This is a genomic window from Corynebacterium sp. A21 (assembly GCF_052266655.1).
Taxonomy (GTDB): Bacteria; Actinomycetota; Actinomycetes; order Mycobacteriales; family Mycobacteriaceae; genus Corynebacterium.
The window spans coordinates 507,149-524,116 of record NZ_JBQPQY010000001.1 but is presented as its reverse complement, the minus strand read 5'-3'; the positions used below and the strand labels follow the sequence as shown (position 1 = coordinate 524,116).

Genomic DNA, 16,968 nt, shown 5'->3' with positions numbered 1-16,968 from the left:
GTGAGGTAACTAAGCGGCCCGCATGTGCGCCCTTTTCAGCTAAGAATTCTCAAGGAAGGGATTCCGCCGGTGGTTTCCAGAACTGTGACCGTAGGTTCCATGGTGGGTCTGCACGCCCGCCCGGCCGCCCTGATCGCGGCTGCGGCCGCAGCTTTCGATGCTGAGGTTTTTCTCGAACTCCTCGGGGATCCGACGGCGGAGTTGACCGAGGCGGACTCCTCGTTGATGATCATGGCCCTGGGCGCAGAGCATGGTGATCAGGTGTCGGTTTCCTCAGAGAGTCAGGCTGCGGTGGACAAGATCGCCGGGATGATCGAGTCCAACCTCGATGCCGTCTGATCCAGCGCCCCAGGGCTGCCCCGCGGCGTCGGCAAGCGCCTAGAACTTCGCCTGTTGGCCTTCACCCACATTGATGTAGAGCCACTTGAGAATCGGGTAGCCGATGATGATGCCGATTGAACCCCAGGCGATTCCCTCCAACGTGACGCCGAAAACGTTCAGCGTCAGGTTACCGATGCCCGCGACTAGGGCCACCGCTGCGGCGGTGAGGTTGACCGGATTATTGAATTCGACTTTGGCGTCCATCCAGATCCGGACGCCGAGCAGACCGATCAGTCCGTAAAGCACCAGAGTTGCGCCACCGAGCACACCGGTGGGGATGGTGAAGATCAGGGCACCGAACTTCGGGATGAAGGCCAGGGCGATCGCCGTAATCGCAGCCACCCAGTAGGCGGCGGTTGAATACACCTTCGTGGCTGCCATGACCCCGATGTTCTCGGCGTAGGTGGTGGTACCGGAACCACCGAAGCCACCGGCCAGAGTAGTGGCCAGGCCATCACCGATCAGGGCATTTCCAGCCAGGTCATCAAGGTTTCGGCCGGTCATCGCGCTGACAGCCTTGACATGGCCGATATTTTCGGCGATGAGCACGACCAGTACCGGCAGGGTCACCAGGATCGCAGAGAGCTGAAACTCGGGGGTGTGAAACTCGGGCAGGCCGATCCAGGCTGCCGCGCGCACCGTGTCCACCGCGCCTTCGGCGAGGTTGCCACTGAGGGCGGCAAAAACCCAGCCGATGATCACACCGAGCAGGATCGCCAGCCGGGAAATCATGCCTCGGCCGGCGACGGTCAGCACCAGGATCGACAGCAGGGTCACCGTGGACACCAGTGGTTGCTGGCCAAAGTTGGCGGTGGCGGTGGGTGCCAGATTCAGGCCGATCAGGGCAACGATGGCACCGGTCACCGCCGGTGGCATCACCGCATCAATGATTTTTCGGCCCAGGATCCGGACGATCACCCCGACCAGAATCAGGACCAGGCCGGTGATGAGGACACCACCGATCTGGGCACCGATGCCATAGCTCTGGCTGGCGGCCAGCGGCGCGATGAAGGCAAAGGAGCTGCCCAGATAGGAAGGCAGCCGGTTGCGGGTGATCAGCAGGAAAATGATGGTGCCGAGACCGGAGAACAGCAGGGTGGTGTTCACCGGGAACCCGGTCAGGGTGGGCACCAGCAGGGTGGCACCGAACATCGCCACCACATGTTGCATACCAATGCCGATGGTTCGGGGCCAACTCAGTCGTTCATCAGGGGCGACGACGGCGCCGGGGAGAATCTTCTTGCCGTCACCGTGGACGGTCCAGCCAAAGGAGGTCTTCACGGATCCCGATTATCCGCCGTGAACACCTTGATGGGAAATCAGGGTGTTCACAGTGGATCTCAGGATCGGTGCCGCGGCTTTGACAACGCCCCTGGCTAAGATCCTCGGATCAGCCTCCGGAACCCTCAGAGTCCGGTTCGCCAGCCACCTCACCGATGGCGGAAGCTTCAGCTACTTCATCTGTTTCATCCTCATCCACGGTCTCAACAAGGAACTCCTTGAGCTCACCCACCATGGACTGCGGCAGGCGGACATCAACGAGGGTCCCCTCGTTGGTGTAGGTCTCACTGCGGACGGTACCGAACTCATGCAGCCGGGAGACGATCTCCCCGCGGGTGAAGGGGATCAGCACGGTGATGTGGGCATCGAGAGAGTTGAGGAAGAGCTCCACCCGGGCCTCGAGCTCGGGTATCCCCTCCCCCGTCAACGCCGAGATGAAGACGACATCATCAAGCGCATGACGCAATTCGGCCAGTGCGAGCGGGTCGGCGGCGTCGATTTTATTAACGACGATGACCTCCGGCGGTGCCTCCTGCCCGGTTTGGCGGACGATGTCGAGGATCACCTTGTTCACCGCCTCAATCTGCTTCAGTGGGAAGGGATCGGAACCGTCCACCACGTGCAGCATCAGGTCCGCCTCGAGTACCTCCTCCAGCGTGGACTTGAAGGCCTCAATCAGCTGGGTGGGCAGATGCCGGACGAAGCCGACGGTGTCGGTGAAGACTACGGAGCGGCCATCGGCCAGCTCCGCCCGGCGGGTGGTCGGGTCCAAGGTGGCGAAAAGCGCGTTCTCGACCAGTACCCCGGCATCGGTCATCACATTGATCAGGGAGGACTTTCCGGCATTGGTGTAGCCGGCGATGGCGATCTGCGGGATCGTCGAGGCCCGTCGCTGGGAACGCTTGATCTCGCGGGCGGTCTTCATCCCCTTGAGTTCCTTACGCAGTTTCGCCATATCGGTACGCAGGCGACGACGGTCCGTCTCGATCTTCGTCTCACCGGGGCCGCGTAGGCCCACTCCGCCGTTGGAACCGGCACGTCCACCCGCCTGTCGGGACAGCGTGCCACCCCAACCACGGACCCGGGTGATCAGGTACTCCATCTGGGCCAACGAGACCTGGCTCTTGCCCTCTTTGGAGGTGGCGTGCTGGGCAAAGATATCGAGGATGAGCATGGTGCGGTCGATGACCTTGGTGTTGAGCGCGTTCTCCAGGGCGACCAGCTGACCGGAGGTGAGCTCACCATCACAGATCACGGTGTCTGCACCGGTGGCCTCGATGATGTCACGCAGCTCCTTGACCTTGCCGGAGCCGATGTAGGTAGCGGGATCCGGCTTGTCACGTTTCTGGTAGAGCGTCTCGATGACCTCGGCGCCGGCGGTCTCGGCCAGGGCGGCGAGCTCGGCGATCGAGGCCTCGATCTCGGCGGTGGTCCCTTCGGTCCACATGCCGACCAGGATCACCTGCTCAAGTCGAACCTTGCGGTACTCAACCTCATAAATGTCAGCGGCATCATCGGAGCGGACCGTGGCATCCAGGCCGGTCTGGCGGCGGGCATTACGTGCCTCCAGATCCAGATCACCGGTGGTGGGGGTGGAATCTTCCGGCTGGGCGGATTTCTCCGAGCGCAGCAGCCCCGAGTGGTCCTCGCCGGGGTCCTCAGCGGGCTGAGTCGTGGGAAGGTGGTCCCGGAATGCCCGGGCCAACAGATCATCATTGTTCGATTGGGTCATTATCTGCCATTGTTCCATGCAATGACGCCGAGGCGTTAACATCTCTTCGGGAAAAACCCCTCATCGGCCCCAAAAGCGGCTGGTTTGGGTTGTGGGCCCAAAGGTTTAGACTGTTGTCCATGACTACTGATCTCAAGAGCATCGGCCTGGGCTTCGACCGTTGGCAGGAGGCGGTCGAGGCCGCCATCGCCACTAACCAGCTGGTGGTCACCGGCGAGCTTCGGGGTGGCCAGTTGGTCCAGTTCACCGATTATTCCGGTGCCCAGATCAACATTCTGGCGGTGGAGCCCTTCGCCACCTATGCCGGCTTCGACTCCGTCACCCAGACTTTCGCCCACATCCAGATGATCAATGACATCCTGGCTTTCTGCGAGATCGTCGACCCTTTCGGCACCGTCCTCAGCTCGGTGACCTTGAATCTCTCGCAGGGGCCGTTGCTGGTGGATGAACCGATCCAGCAGTGGCAGCAGCTGGGTGTCACTGCTCTGGCCACCGAGGTCACCGTTCATGAGGACGCCGAGGCCTTCACCGCCGCCACTGGCGCGCTCCCGGGTCAGCTCAGCTCTGCCGGCGCGGAGATCCTCGCCGCCGGTTCCGGCGCTGCGGCTCCGGATGCCTCCGCCACCTTCTCTGCCCGCGTGCTTGAGGCTGAATACCGCAGCAATCAGCTCACCGGCCAGCGCTTCATCCACGCCACCGTTGATGGGGCCTTCCCCTTCGACGTCTGTCTGCCCGATGCCCCGGCACTACCGCTCAAGGGCAACATCATTGTCGGCGGCGCAGTGCTGACCGGCAATGTCCTCGCCCCAATCTCCTCTGGTGGCGGCTGTTGTGGTGGCGGCGGCGAGGGCGGCGGTTGTGGCTGCGGCGGCCACTGAGCCCTCCTCCTCTTCATCCCCGCCAATGCCCGAGCAGCCCAGCGATCGAGGAAGGTAGCGCGTGTCTGACACCCCGGGACAAGGTTCCAGAACCGATCGTCAGACGACCTGGCTGATCGTTATCGCGCTGTGCTGTCTGGTGCTGGTGGCCTGGCTCAAAGTCCCCGGACTGCTACTCTCGGTGCCGATCATTCTGGTGACCATTCTGGTGGCCCGGAGCCGGCCCGATGAACCGGAGACCCGGGCATTACGTTCTTCGATCGAGCTCTCTGCGGAGGACATCCACCACGTGATCCTGGATTATGAGCAGTTCAGCAACTCGCCGGACACTGATTCCGTGGCTGATCGCACCCTCTACCGCCCAGCATTGCGGGACGAGGACTGCGCGCACCCCGACTTGGAGAACTTCCGTTTCCAGTACAACTCGAACCGGAGATTCCTCAGCCGCCTACCAGCCCGCCTGCTCGCCGATCTCACGGTGACCGAGCTGGAGCAGCTACTCAATGTGACCGATCGCCGCGCCCAGGAGCTCAAGGATTCCTGGCTGTTGGCCCGGCACACCGCAAAACGGCTCGGCAACGACTACTAGCCCGGCGCTTATCGACGCCCTGTGGCCGGGGGTCAGCGCAGCAGTGCCGCGGTGTCCACCTCACCGGTGGCCAGGATCCGGGAGGGCCCGGTCAGCGTGGAGTGCTCACCAGCGATCTCGACTCGGACCCGGCCGCCGGGAACTATCACGGTGACGGTGCCGTCAAGCTGTCCGGCATCGGCGAGTGCTGCCCGGGCGGCGGCTACGGTGCCGGTGCCGCAGGAGCGGGTCTCCCCCACGCCACGCTCATAGACCCTCATGTGCACCCTGCCCTCACGCAGCTCTGTCACGATCTCAACGTTGACACCTTCGGGGAAGAACTCCTCATCGAAGACCGGAGCCACCAGATCCCACTGCGCCAGGTCCGCAGGGGTCAAGCCAGGAACCACTGCCGCCAGGTGCGGATTCCCCAGATCCACCCCGAGGCCAGCCACCTTGAGCTGACCGAAAAAAGCGGATGACACCCCGGTCACCTCGGCATTGCCCATGTCCACGGAGACCTCGGCAGCACCCGGATCCCAGGAGTAGATCTTCACCGCGCGGGCCCCGGCGCGGGTTCCCACGGTGAAGTCCTCGACGTCGACAAGCCCCCGGGAACGGAGCCAGTGGGCGAAGAGCCGCACACCGTTGCCGCACATCTCCGCCAAGGACCCATCAGCGTTGCGGTAGTCCATGAACCAGTCCGCGCGGTGGATGCCGGCCCCCAGCTCGGCAAGCTCGCCGCTGTCGAGCAGCGCGCCAGCGCGGATCACCCGGAGGATCCCGTCTGCGCCCAATCCCGCGCGTCGGTCACAAAGGGCGGCAATCAACTCCGGGGACAGCGGCGTGTCACCGGCGGCGTCCTCAATGATCAGAAAGTCATTCTCGGTGGCGTGTCCCTTGGCGAAGTGGAGGATTCCGGGGACCTGTGCTGGATCGGTGGTATTCACCCTAGAAATTCTAGCGCCTGTGCCCCGGTATCCCCGGCGGCATCCAACCAGTGGATCCGGGGATCCCGATTGAACCAGCTCTTCTGACGGCGGACATAGCGGCGGGTGCCGGTGATGGTCCGCTCCACGGCCTCTACCGGAGTCAACTCGCCGGCGTGCATGGCCAGCACCTGGGCATAACCGATCGCCCGCCCGGCGGTGGAATCAGCCACCAGCCCCTGGGCGAGCAGAGCATCCACCTCGGCCACCAGGCCGTGTTCAAACATCTGGCGGGTGCGTAGTTCAATGCGAGGGTTGAGCCACTCCGGGGTGGTGCGCAGGCCCAGGATCCGGGTACCCCAGCGGGCGGGGCCGTTGATCGGTGGTTGGCTGGCCTGGAAGGGCTGGCCGGTGAGTTCGATGACCTCCAGGGCCCGAACGGTACGGCGGGGATCCTTATCCTCGATCTTCGCAGCGGCCACCGGGTCACGTTCGGCCAATTCGGTGTGCAGGGCATCGACCCCGATCTCGGTGAGCCGGGTTGCCCAGCGGGCCCGCACCACAGCGTCGGTGGGCGGGAACTGCCAGTCATCGATCAGGGACTGCACGTAGAGCATGGAACCACCGACCAGAATCGGTACCTTGCCGCGGGACATGATCTCCTCGACATCAGCAATCGCGCTGAGCTGATAGGTGGCCACCGAAGCGGTCTCGGTGATATCAAGGACATCCAGCTGGTGGTGTGGAATGCCCTCACGCTCAGCCACGCTGAGTTTCGCGGTGCCGATGTCCATTCCCCGGTAGAGCTGCATCGAGTCGACGTTGACCACTTCACCGCCCAACCGGTGCGCCAGTAATAGCCCCAGGGCAGATTTTCCGGAGGCGGTGGGCCCCACCACGGCGATCGGAGTCAAGTTTTTCTCCTTGATATTCATGGTTCAGATCTCCCAGGTAGCCACATAGCGGCCCACTCCGAGGGTGGTATCGGCATCTCGGAGCTGCGCCTGCTTCGGGGTCAACGCGGCGAGCTCGAGCCAGGGGTCGGGCTCGAGGATGCCGGCTTCCCGCAGCGAGGACTCATCCCAGGCCGCCGGAAACGTCGGCGCACTTCCGGCGAGCAGGTCACGGCACCAGGCATCGGCGGCTGGGGCGGCGTCGAGAAGCGTCAACGGGGCGCGGGCATCCAGTCCGGCGGAACCGTCGAGGGCCACCACCGTCAGCGCCGCGGGGTTGGGGACACCTAGCCGCTCACGGACCGAAACCACCTGGAGTGCCAGTTCTGCGAGGACGTAGCGCTGGACCAATTCAGGCAGATAATGGCCTGCGCCCACCACAACCCCGGGGGCACCCCAGGCCTGGAAGCTACCACGCAATTCAGTCCGCCACCGTGACGCCTGGGAGCCCACCAGTTCAATGCGCTGCTGGCGGGCCGCGGCCTGCTCAAGCACCTCCCGAAGCACCCCCAGCAGACGTCCCGCAGCTTCATCACCGGGCGCAAGCTCCCTGACCAGCGCCGGACTCGCCGGCATCACCACCAGATTCACATTCACCCCACCACCCTAGCGGCTCACCACCACCCCTGACACCCGGCGCCCGGCGTCCTCACCACCTACTTCGGGCGGCACTCAATCCCGCCAATGACCCCACGCGGTTTTGAGGCAGGGTAAGTTAAGTGGAACATTCGCGCCGGGCTCCTGGCCCAGGGTTTCATAGACCAGGTTCACGGTGCGGCGATGTTTGGATGATGAGTGACCTACCCCGGTGGGTCTCAGGCAGCCGTGAAGCGCGGCGAAACAGCACAGAAGGACCATCACTATGAGCACCCCGTCGATCCCTAACCCGACACCTCAGCCCGGTAGCGGGAATCAGGATCCGTCCGCCGCGATGAAGCAGACCTCGGCACCCAAGCCAGGACCTAAGCCCGGCCCCCGCCCCGGCGCCACCCCGGGTTCCGTTGCCGCCGTCCGCCGCACCTCAGCACCGCTGCCGCAGCACACGCCCAATGATCCAAAGAAGTGGGGGCGCATCGATACCGACGGCATGGTCTACGTCCGCACCAGCGAGGGCGAGCGCACCATTGGTTCCTGGCAGGCCGGAACCCCCGAGGAGGGTCTGGCCCACTATGGTCTCCGCTTCGAGGACCTCGCCACCGAGGTTGAGCTCCTCGAGACCCGGCTCAAGACGAATCCGGCGGAAGCCGCCAGCATTCGCAAGAGCGCTGAGACGCTGAAGGAGACGCTGCCCACCGCCACCGCCATCGGTGACCTCGACGGCCTGGATAAGCGGCTGGGCACCATCATCAATCACTCCGAGGCCACTAATGAGCAGGTCAAGGAGGAGAAGGCCCGGAAGCGTGAGGCCGCGGTCGCGGAGAAGGAGCAGCTTGCCCTCGAGGCGGAGGAACTCGCTGAGAATGCCACCAACTGGAAGGAGGCCGGCGACCGAATCCAGCAGATCCTGGATAAGTGGAAAGCCATCCGCGGCATTGACCGTAAGACCGATGATGCCCTGTGGAAGCGCTACTCTCGCGCCCGCGATGCCTTCAACCGCCGCCGTGGCGCTCACTTCGCCGACCTTGATCGCGGTCGTGCTTCTGCCAAGCACACCAAGGAAGAACTCGCCGAGCGCGCCGAGGCCCTGCAGGACTCCACCGATTGGAATGAGACCGCCCGGGCCTACCGTGATCTGATGCAGGAGTGGAAGTCCGCCGGCCGGGCGCCCCGCGAGGTCGACGACAAGCTCTGGGCTCGCTTCCGCGCTGCCCAGGACCACTTCTTCAATGCCCGTTCCGCCGTCAATGATGAGCGTGACCGCGAGTTTTCCGCCAATGCTGAGGCCAAGGACGCCCTGCTTGCCGCCTATGCCTCGCTGATCGATCCGGCCAAGGGACTTGACCGTGCCCGCGCCAAGCTCACCGAGCTGCAGGAGAAGTGGGAGGAGATCGGTTTCGTCCCACGTGCCCGCATCTCCGAGTACGAGAACAAGATCGGTGATCTCGAGCAGCGTGTGGTTGAGGCCGCAGACGCCCAGTGGCGCCGCACCGATCCGGCGGCCCAGGCCCGCGCCGCCCAATTCATCACCAAGGTGGAGGAATTCACTGCTTCCGCCGAGGCTGCCGAAGCCAAGGGCAAAACCAAGCAGGCCGAGAAGTTCCGTGCTCAGGCTGCCCAGTGGCAGGAATGGGCCGACGCGGCAGTCAACGCCGTCGAGGACCTCTAGGTCTTAAAGGTCAACGATGGCGACGTTCTTCCGAGTTGCGCGCCCCGTCCCGGGAGAAGAACCCGCAGACGTGGTGCGCAGTTTCGTTTTCATGGCCAATCTCGCCGCCCAGGAGGTTACCGGGGAGACCGGCTCCTCGGTCTCTGCGGCTCGGGTGATCCAACGGCTGGCCGGTTCCACCGAATCCGATTCCGTGATGGTGGTGATGGCCGAGAGCAGCGCCGGGATGTGGGAGGTGGACCCACAGACCCGGCTGTCGCTGCTGCCGAGTACCGTCGCCGCAGGGTTCACCGATCTTAGCTCGGAATATGAGTACCTGGGCTTCATCCATCTGAGTGTGCCGCTGCGGGAGGATCTCGCGATGGTGGAGATGGAGTGTGTCCTGGACGCCAACTTCCAGCCCGTCCCCGGTGAGCGACTCTCCGACGAAGGCCGCCAGGTGTACCAGTCACTGCTCAACGAGGGCGAGCGTCTGACCCGGCAACTCGGGCGGAGGATCATCCAGCTCTGGCAGACCCACCCCACCACCGCTGAGGCTGGTGCCGAGTCCGTTGCCGCAGAGCTTTCCGCCGCGGGTTTCCGCTCCGACCTGGTGGAGGTCCAGGGGGTCATCGAACTTTTCGAGGTTTCGCGCCAGGTCCCCGGCCTGCCCGCCGACGTACGCATCGCCTATTTCGACTCCCATGTGCTGCCCTCCTCGCATCTCGAAGGTGTGCTGGACCTGCTGTATCAGGCCTCCCTCGATGTTCCCCACGGCCAGCTCTATCTCGAGCCCCAGCGGTGGACACCGGAGCGGCTGTCAGAGGCGGAGGTCCGCCGCCGGGATACCGGCCTGGAAGTGCTCTATGTCGTGCTTTCCGACGACGCGGGCCCGGTCGCGCTCAGCGAGCTCCACCGACACCCGGCTTCTGAACCCGGCACGGTGGAACAGGGCATCACCGTGGTGCTGCCCCGGGCCCGTGGCCGTGGACTAGGTCGATCAGTCAAACACCTGGCCTTGATCGAGGTGCAGGAACGCTGGACGCGGGCGGAACGGGTCTACGCCTCCAACGGAACGGACAACCCCGGGATGTTGGCCATCAACCGCAGCCTGGGAATGCGGGAGATCAGCCGGGGTACCGCCTGGCAGAAGATCCTGCCCCGGGATTGAGATCCGCCGGCGAAGAGTTGAGCCCGGAACCCTGGGAAGGGTTCCGGGCTCTGATGCCTCCGGTGAGGATCACTCACTAATCCTGCTGATCGTTGTTTTCTGCCTGGGCACGCCTTCGATGCCGCTCCCCTGCTCTGGCACGCCGATCATCCACGAATAGCGGGTTCTCCGCCTCCTGGGATTTCCGCTGCCGCGCAAGCATGGCATCGCGCTGGGTCTGCGCGATCACGTCAAGGTCTTCAGTTTCCGCACGCTCCTGCGCAATCCGCTGTTGCTCCGGATCGCGGCGCAGAATGATGCAGCTGAGGCCAAAGGTGGCCAACAGCACCCCTAGCACGGTGAGGTAGACCCCGATTCCGGTGACATTGTCATTGCTCTGGGTGCCTCGCATCCACAGTGTGAACAGTGAGTAGAAGAGGCCAACTCCGGTGAAGAACCACGCGGCATAAGACATCCAGGTACGTCGGCTGATCAGCAACAACAGGTTGAAAAGACCCAGCCCCAAGAAGGTGACCACCGCGAACACCTTCTCCACGATGGTGACTGATTCAGTATCGAAGAGAACCTGGAAGCCCAGGACTCCGCTCTTGAAGGGAAGCAGCAGCGAGATCACATAAAGCGCCAGCGCAGCGATGAGGAAGCCCCGGTAGCCGCTGAGGCTGACCCGTCGGGCGGCATCTTTCTCCGCGAGTGCCAGCGACCGGGCGCTGGACGCTGGCGGTGTGCCCTCGCCATGCTCCTGGCTGGGGTTAGTTTCGGACTGGGGCTGGGACGCAGACCCCGGGGTTCCACTCACGGTGCAGATTCTCCTTTAAGGGTGTGCGGGCGCTAGTGGGGCTGATCAATCTCGAGAGCCCCGGTGCCCGATGCCGATCTTAGTCCCGCGGGATCAGTGACCGCCGCAGGCATCGCCACAACCTGCGGCTGCAGCTGGGGCCGGAGCCGGGGCACCGATGGAAGGCAGCCCCAGGCCAACGCCGATCGGCGCGGTCGTCGGCACCTGCCCGAGCGCTGACATGTCACCTGCCCTGGTGCGGCGATGGGTGAAGACCCCGCTGTCGGCGATCAGGAAGAACGGGCTGGCCTCGGTGACTTTGGTGGTGACGATGTCACCGGGGCGGATCTCACCATCGATGGACCCCTCGACGGCAGGCACCGGATTGAAGTGCACCAGACGGCCATCCCGGGCTCGGCCAGATACCCGGTTCGTCTTGTGGTTCTTGCGTCCGCCGTCAGCCTGAACCAGTAGTTCCAGCTCTTGGCCGAGGAAGTTCTGATTCTCTTCCTCGCTGATGCGGTCCTGAAGTACCATCAGCCGTTCAAAGCGCTCCTGAACTACCTCCTTGGGCACCTGATTCCCATATTCAGCGGCCGGGGTACCCGGACGCGGGCTGTACTGGAAGGTGTAGGCACTGGTGAAACGAGCCTGCTCAACGACATCCAGGGTCGCCTGGAAATCCTCCTCGGTCTCGCCGGGGAAACCGACGATGATGTCCGTGGTAATGGAGGCCTGCGGGATCTTGGCGCGGACCTCCTGGAGGATGCCGAGGAACTTCTTCGAACGGTAGGAACGACGCATCTCCTTGAGTACCTTGTCCGAACCGGACTGCAGCGGCATATGCAACTGCGGGCAGACATTCGGAGTCTCCGCCATCGCGTCGATGACATCAGAGGTGAACTCTGCCGGGTGCGGGCTGGTGAAACGGACGCGTTCCAGGCCCTCGATCTCACCGCAGGCCCGCAGCAGCTTGGAGAAGGCAGACTTATCGCGCTCAAGATCAGGATCGGCGAAGTGCACGCCATAGGCGTTGACATTCTGACCTAGCAGGGTCACTTCGGTGACACCCTGCTCCACCAGGGCCTGCACCTCCGCGAGAATATCGCCGGGGCGGCGATCCGACTCCTTGCCACGCAGGCTGGGCACGATGCAGAAGGTGCAGGTGTTGTTACAGCCCACGGAGACGCTGACCCAACCGGCATAGGCGGACTCCCGCTTGGCGGGCAACACCGAGGGGAACTGCTCAAGGGAATCAACGATCTCGACCTCAGCGCGCTCATTATGCGCTGCCCGCTCCAACAGGGCCGGCAGGGAACCGATGTTGTGGGTGCCGAAAACAGCATCCACCCAGGGAGCCTTCTCTACGACGACATTCTTATCCTTCTGCGCCAGACAACCACCGACAGCAATCTGCATGCCGGGGTGAGCATCCTTGACCGCACGTAGTGAACCCAACGTGCCGTAGAGCTTCTTATCGGCATTTTCACGCACCGCACAGGTGTTCAGGACGACAAGGTCCGGCTCGACGGAATCCTCGGCCGGGATATAGCCGGCCGCCTCCAGAAGCCCGGAAAGACGCTCGGAATCATGGACGTTCATCTGGCACCCGAAGGTCCGCACCTCATAGGTACGGACGTCCTGTGCTTCATTCACCTTGGTTTGCTGCGACACATCGAACATTCTAGTCAGCGTCCCAAACAGCACCTAATGCGCAGATTCTTCTACTGGAGAAGTTCGCTCTCTCTGACCGTTGCTGCCCCGAGAAACCGGGGCACACCGCGCCGGAGAAGCGGCATTTCCGTCCCCTAGATCGCCTTGCAATAACATTTTCATCAATTCTCAACAATTGTGACTTGAACTACATTAACCTCCTTTGCATGAGCGACAGCATGCATTCACCATCGGGGGCACCACCCCCCGAGACCGGACAGGGCAGTGATTCCGGACAACCCATGATCCGGATGATCAATGTTCAGAAGCACTTCGATGATTTCCAGGCTCTCAAGGACATCAATCTTGAAGTTCCCCGTGGCCAGGTTGTCGTGGTCCTGGGACCCTCCGGCTCCGGCAAATCCACCCTGTGCCGAACCATCAATCGCCTCGAAACCATCGAGGAGGGAACCATTGAAATCGACGGCAAGCTACTCCCCGAGGAAGGCCGCGACCTGGCAAAACTTCGCGCCGATGTGGGCATGGTCTTCCAGTCCTTCAACCTCTTCCCCCACCTGAAGATCAGGGATAACGTCTCCCTCGGCCCGGTGAAGGTACGCCACAGGAAGAAAAACGACGCCAATGAACTGGCCATGAAACTGCTGGAACGCGTCGGCATCGCCAACCAGGCGGACAAGTACCCGGCCCAGCTTTCCGGTGGTCAACAGCAGCGCGTTGCCATCGCCCGGGCGCTCGCCATGGAACCGAAGGTGATGCTCTTCGATGAGCCCACCTCGGCGCTGGACCCGGAGATGGTCAACGAGGTCCTCGAGGTCATGGCGGCACTGGCAAAGTCAGGCATGACCATGCTCGTGGTCAGTCACGAGATGGGCTTCGCCCGCAAGGTGGCCGACCGGATTCTATTCATGGCCGATGGCCAGATCGTCGAGGATGCCTCGCCCGAGGAATTCTTCAGCAATCCGAAGAGTTCCCGGGCCAAGGATTTCCTCGGCAAGATCCTCGCCCACTGATCATCACCACCTTCAACCTCACCACATGCTTCCCAAGGAGAACATCATGAAACGCTTCAGCCTTCGCCTCGCCTCCGTCCTCGCCGTCGCTGGCCTCTCCGGTGTCGCTCTCGCCGCCTGCAGCTCAAGCTCCTCTGATGGCCTGCTGGCCAATGTCGAGGGCGGTGCCGTGACCCTGGGCACCAAGTACGACCAGCCGGGTCTCGGCCTGCGTAACCCCGATGGTGCGATGTCCGGCCTGGATGTCGACATCGCACAGTACGTCGTCGAACACATCGCCACTGAGAACGGTTGGGATGTACCGGAAATCACCTGGCGCGAGACCCCTTCAGCGCAGCGTGAGACCCTCATCCAGAACGGCGAGGTCGACATGATCGCCGCCACCTATTCCATTAACGCCGCCCGCTCCGAGACCGTCAACTTCGGCGGCCCCTACCTGCTCACCCACCAGGCGCTGCTGGTTCGCGAAGATAATACGGAGATCTCCAAGGTGGAGGACCTCGACGGCAAGATCCTGTGCTCGGTGACCGGCTCCACGCCCGCCCAGACCGTTAAGGAGGTGCTCCCGAGTGTCCAGCTCCAGGAGTATGACACCTACTCCTCCTGTGTGGAGGCACTGCGTCAGGGCAATATCGACGCGATGACCACCGATGCCACCATCCTCAACGGCTACTCCGCCCAGTCCCCAGGGCAGTTCAAGGTCGTGGAGATGACCAAGGAGGATGGCTCCACCTTCACCGATGAGTACTACGGGATCGGTCTGGCCAAGGACGACCAAGCCGGCACCGACGCCATCAATGCTGCGCTGGAAGAGCTGCACTCCAGCGGCACTTTCGAAGAACTGGTCTCCGCCAACCTCGGTGCCGGTTCCGGTATCACCCCGGGCACCCCGGGCGATCTCTCCTTCCTGAAATAGTCGGTTCAACCTATGGCCCTTCAGTGTCCACTGCGGGGCCCCAATCCCCGAGGAGGGAATCGAGGGGATGAATGAATTCTGGGCCGATCTGGGTCCGTCCCTGTGGCCGGCATTCTGGATCACGATCCAGCTGACCGTGCTCTCCGCCATCGGATCGATGATCCTGGGCACAATTCTCACCGCCATGAGAGTATCGCCAGTCCGTATTCTCCGAGGTCTGGCCACTTTCTACATCAACACCATCCGAAATACCCCGTTGACCCTGATCATCTTGTTCTGCTCCTTCGGTCTATACCAGAACCTGGGGCTGACACTGGCGGGACGGGAGAGCGCAACCTTCCTGATGGACAACAACTTCCGGCTTGCGGTGCTGGGTTTCATCCTCTATACCTCAGCCTTCGTTTCGGAATCGCTGCGCTCAGGAATCAATACGGTGCACTTCGGCCAGGCCGAGGCGGCCCGCTCCATCGGCCTCAGCTTCGGCCAGATCTTCGGCAGCATCATCTTCCCTCAGGCCCTGCGTGCCGCCATCGTGCCGCTGGGCAACACCCTGATCGCGTTGACCAAGAACACCACCATCGCCTCGGTAATCGGTGTCGCTGAAGCCTCGCTGCTCATGAAGGAGACGGTGGAAAATCACGCCAATATGCTCTTCATCATCTTCGGTATTTTCGCGCTCGGCTTCATGATCCTGACGCTGCCGATGGGGCTGTCCCTGAGCCGGCTCGCCACCAAGATGGCGGTGAGGAAATAATGAGTGCTGTTCGCGCCACCGTCCTCTATGATGCCCCCGGCCCCAAGGGCCGCCGTAATAACCGCATCTACACGCTCCTCACCGCCATAGCGGTGCTCACCATAGGCGCCTGGGTCATCTATACCCTTCAGGGCAACGGGCAGTTGACCTCCGCCAAGTGGAGCCCCTTCCTCAATTCCCAGACCTGGGAAACCTATATACTTCCAGGCCTCTGGGGCACCCTGAAATCAGCCTTCGCCTCCATCATTCTTGCCCTGATGATGGGTGTCCTCCTGGGACTGGGACGCATGTCCCAGGCAGCTTGGCTGCGCTGGCTCTGCGGTGGGATCGTCGAGTTCTTCCGGGCAATCCCGGTGCTACTCCTGATGATCTTCGCTTATCAGCTCTTCGCCATTTACGGCGTCCTGCCGCCGAAGCACCTGGCCTTCGGTGCGGTGGTCTTCGGACTGACGATGTACAACGGTTCCGTGATCGCAGAGATTCTGCGATCCGGTATCCGAAGCCTGCCTAAGGGCCAGGTTGAGGCCTCCCAGGCACTGGGGCTTTCGCACCGTCAGACCCTGTGGTCAATCCAGCTGCCGCAGGCGGTGGCGGCCATGCTGCCGGCACTGATCTCCCAGATGGTCATCGCACTGAAGGACTCCGCCCTCGGCTACCAGATCGGTTACGTTGAAGTGGTCCGCTCCGGTATCCAGTCGGCCTCCTCCAATCAGAATTACCTGGCGGCACTGGTCGTGGTCGCGATGATCATGATCCTGATCAACTACGCCCTGACCCTGGTTGCCGAGCGAGTCGAACGTCAGCTCCGGGCCGGTCGTGCCCGCCGGAATATCGTGGCAAAGGTTCCCGAGATGCCCGATCAGGGGCTGGACACCAAAGACAATGTCAACGTCGATTGGCGCGCCCCCGGTTACACCGAAATCAAGAACCCCGGTGAATAGCCGCATCCCACAGTCCACCTGAACATAGCCATGACACCGCCCGGAGACGAATCATTCGTCTCCAGGCGGTGTCATATTCAGGAGCCGATCTCTGGGGAGAGCGCCCCAGGATGAGCTCCTAGTCGGATGACTGCTCCAACTCCCGGTGCCGTTCATCGAGCACCTCACGGGAGATCTGCAGGGACATGGAGTCCGGGAAGCCTCGCCTCGCCAGCACCCCCACCACCCGGCGGAGCTGCTTGTCCCGCTCTACCCGGTCAGCGGGAATCTCCTTGATGGAGCGGGCCTTCTTCGCCGCGAGTTGTCGAGCCATGGCGGCCTCATCAGCGGCGTCGAGCTGCTCGAGGGCCCGATTCCGGGTGTCCTGGTCGATGCCCTTCTGGCTGAGCTCCCGGTCCAGGGCTCGGGCAGACTTGCCCCGGCGTTGGTGGCGTTGCCGTACCCATTCATAGGCGAAGTTCTGGTCATCGATCAGGTTGCTGGCCTGAAGATCATCGAGAACGTCCTCAATGACCGTCAGCTCAAAGTCTGCTGCGATAAGCCGGTCCCGGAGTTCCTTCCGGGAACGGGCGCGGTGGTCGAGCAGCCCAAGTGCACGGTTGCGGACCTTGCTCTTCTCCTCTTCGGCCTGGTGGTCGAAAAGTACCGGCCCCTTCCCTGCGGCATAGGCTTCCATGGCCAGCCGGAGCTTCTCCAGCTTCGCCGGATCAACCTCTCGGGAACTGTGGCTGCTACCGCCTGGGTTACCTGAAACCGCCAT

Annotated in this window: 17 protein-coding genes; 9 read left to right on the top strand and 8 right to left on the bottom strand. The window is 62.9% G+C overall.

The genetic code is table 11. The annotated features are described in order from the left end of the window. Window positions 1-69 precede the first annotated feature (69 nt). Window positions 70-339 carry an HPr family phosphocarrier protein gene (locus ACTU46_RS02365; RefSeq protein WP_443378558.1) on the top strand — a complete coding sequence of 90 codons (270 nt, stop codon included), beginning with the start codon at window positions 70-72 and terminating at the stop codon, window positions 337-339. Between the two features lie 39 nt (window positions 340-378). Here the strand turns inward: ACTU46_RS02365 and ACTU46_RS02360 are convergent, their stop codons facing one another. Together ACTU46_RS02360 and hflX are read right to left on the bottom strand one after the other, a co-directional pair. Beyond that, window positions 379-1,662: a uracil-xanthine permease family protein gene (locus ACTU46_RS02360; protein ID WP_443378556.1), complete on the bottom strand. Its 1,284-nt coding sequence runs from the start codon at window positions 1,660-1,662 to the stop codon at window positions 379-381. 109 nt (window positions 1,663-1,771) lie between these two features. After that, window positions 1,772-3,394, bottom strand: coding sequence for a GTPase HflX (hflX, locus tag ACTU46_RS02355; protein ID WP_443378554.1), 1,623 nt, complete (start codon window positions 3,392-3,394; stop codon window positions 1,772-1,774). A 119-nt stretch (window positions 3,395-3,513) separates the two neighbouring features. Between hflX and ACTU46_RS02350 the strand changes: the two genes are divergently transcribed. Together ACTU46_RS02350 and ACTU46_RS02345 are read left to right on the top strand one after the other, a co-directional pair. Next, the gene (locus tag ACTU46_RS02350; RefSeq protein WP_443378552.1) at window positions 3,514-4,272 is read left to right on the top strand and encodes a hypothetical protein; all 759 of its coding nucleotides are present in this window, start codon (window positions 3,514-3,516) and stop codon (window positions 4,270-4,272) included. A 61-nt stretch (window positions 4,273-4,333) separates the two neighbouring features. Continuing rightward, a complete protein-coding gene (locus tag ACTU46_RS02345; protein WP_443378551.1) occupies window positions 4,334-4,861 on the top strand; it encodes a hypothetical protein in 528 nt (175 codons plus the stop codon). 32 nt (window positions 4,862-4,893) lie between these two features. Here ACTU46_RS02345 and dapF read toward each other — a convergent pair whose 3' ends face one another. Genes dapF through ACTU46_RS02330 form a run of 3 tightly spaced genes read right to left on the bottom strand, consistent with a single transcriptional unit; the run spans window position 4,894 to window position 7,319 of the window. After that, window positions 4,894-5,799 (bottom strand): diaminopimelate epimerase, encoded by a 906-nt coding sequence (gene dapF, locus ACTU46_RS02340; RefSeq protein ID WP_443379409.1) that lies wholly within the window; start codon window positions 5,797-5,799, stop codon window positions 4,894-4,896. Beyond that, window positions 5,787-6,704 (bottom strand): tRNA (adenosine(37)-N6)-dimethylallyltransferase MiaA, encoded by a 918-nt coding sequence (gene miaA / locus ACTU46_RS02335; RefSeq protein ID WP_443378549.1) that lies wholly within the window; start codon window positions 6,702-6,704, stop codon window positions 5,787-5,789. The genes dapF and miaA overlap by 13 nt, the downstream gene beginning before the upstream one ends. 3 nt (window positions 6,705-6,707) lie before the next feature. Next, on the bottom strand, window positions 6,708-7,319 hold the full coding sequence (locus ACTU46_RS02330; RefSeq protein ID WP_443378547.1) for a hypothetical protein: 612 nt from the start codon (window positions 7,317-7,319) through the stop codon (window positions 6,708-6,710). A gap of 334 nt (window positions 7,320-7,653) precedes the next feature. On the opposite strand from ACTU46_RS02330, the gene ACTU46_RS02325 reads away from it, so the two are divergent. Both ACTU46_RS02325 and ACTU46_RS02320 read left to right on the top strand, forming a co-directional pair. Then, complete coding sequence (locus ACTU46_RS02325; RefSeq protein WP_443379407.1) at window positions 7,654-8,988, top strand: DUF349 domain-containing protein; 1,335 nt, start codon at window positions 7,654-7,656, stop codon at window positions 8,986-8,988. A gap of 16 nt (window positions 8,989-9,004) precedes the next feature. Next, on the top strand, window positions 9,005-10,138 hold the full coding sequence (locus tag ACTU46_RS02320; protein ID WP_443378545.1) for a hypothetical protein: 1,134 nt from the start codon (window positions 9,005-9,007) through the stop codon (window positions 10,136-10,138). Between the two features lie 76 nt (window positions 10,139-10,214). On the opposite strand, the gene ACTU46_RS02315 is transcribed toward ACTU46_RS02320, so the two are convergent. Both ACTU46_RS02315 and miaB read right to left on the bottom strand, forming a co-directional pair. After that, window positions 10,215-10,934 (bottom strand): Rv2732c family membrane protein, encoded by a 720-nt coding sequence (locus ACTU46_RS02315; protein ID WP_443378543.1) that lies wholly within the window; start codon window positions 10,932-10,934, stop codon window positions 10,215-10,217. A 93-nt stretch (window positions 10,935-11,027) separates the two neighbouring features. Further along, window positions 11,028-12,587, bottom strand: a complete 1,560-nt coding sequence (gene miaB, locus ACTU46_RS02310) for a tRNA (N6-isopentenyl adenosine(37)-C2)-methylthiotransferase MiaB (RefSeq protein WP_443378541.1) — start codon at window positions 12,585-12,587, stop codon at window positions 11,028-11,030. A gap of 281 nt (window positions 12,588-12,868) precedes the next feature. On the opposite strand from miaB, the gene gluA reads away from it, so the two are divergent. The 4 genes from gluA (at window position 12,869) to ACTU46_RS02290 (ending at window position 16,208) form a co-directional block, all read left to right on the top strand. Beyond that, entirely contained in the window at window positions 12,869-13,597 is a 729-nt protein-coding gene (gene gluA, locus ACTU46_RS02305) for a glutamate ABC transporter ATP-binding protein GluA (RefSeq protein ID WP_443379404.1), read from the top strand. A gap of 46 nt (window positions 13,598-13,643) precedes the next feature. Then, window positions 13,644-14,513 (top strand): glutamate ABC transporter substrate-binding protein, encoded by an 870-nt coding sequence (locus tag ACTU46_RS02300; protein WP_443378540.1) that lies wholly within the window; start codon window positions 13,644-13,646, stop codon window positions 14,511-14,513. 67 nt (window positions 14,514-14,580) lie between these two features. After that, window positions 14,581-15,267, top strand: a complete 687-nt coding sequence (gene gluC / locus ACTU46_RS02295) for a glutamate ABC transporter permease GluC (protein ID WP_443378538.1) — start codon at window positions 14,581-14,583, stop codon at window positions 15,265-15,267. Continuing rightward, the gene (locus tag ACTU46_RS02290) at window positions 15,264-16,208 is read left to right on the top strand and encodes an amino acid ABC transporter permease (protein WP_443379401.1); all 945 of its coding nucleotides are present in this window, start codon (window positions 15,264-15,266) and stop codon (window positions 16,206-16,208) included. The genes gluC and ACTU46_RS02290 overlap by 4 nt, the downstream gene beginning before the upstream one ends. 118 nt (window positions 16,209-16,326) lie before the next feature. Here ACTU46_RS02290 and recX read toward each other — a convergent pair whose 3' ends face one another. Continuing rightward, on the bottom strand, window positions 16,327-16,968 hold the full coding sequence (gene recX / locus ACTU46_RS02285; RefSeq protein WP_443378536.1) for a recombination regulator RecX: 642 nt from the start codon (window positions 16,966-16,968) through the stop codon (window positions 16,327-16,329).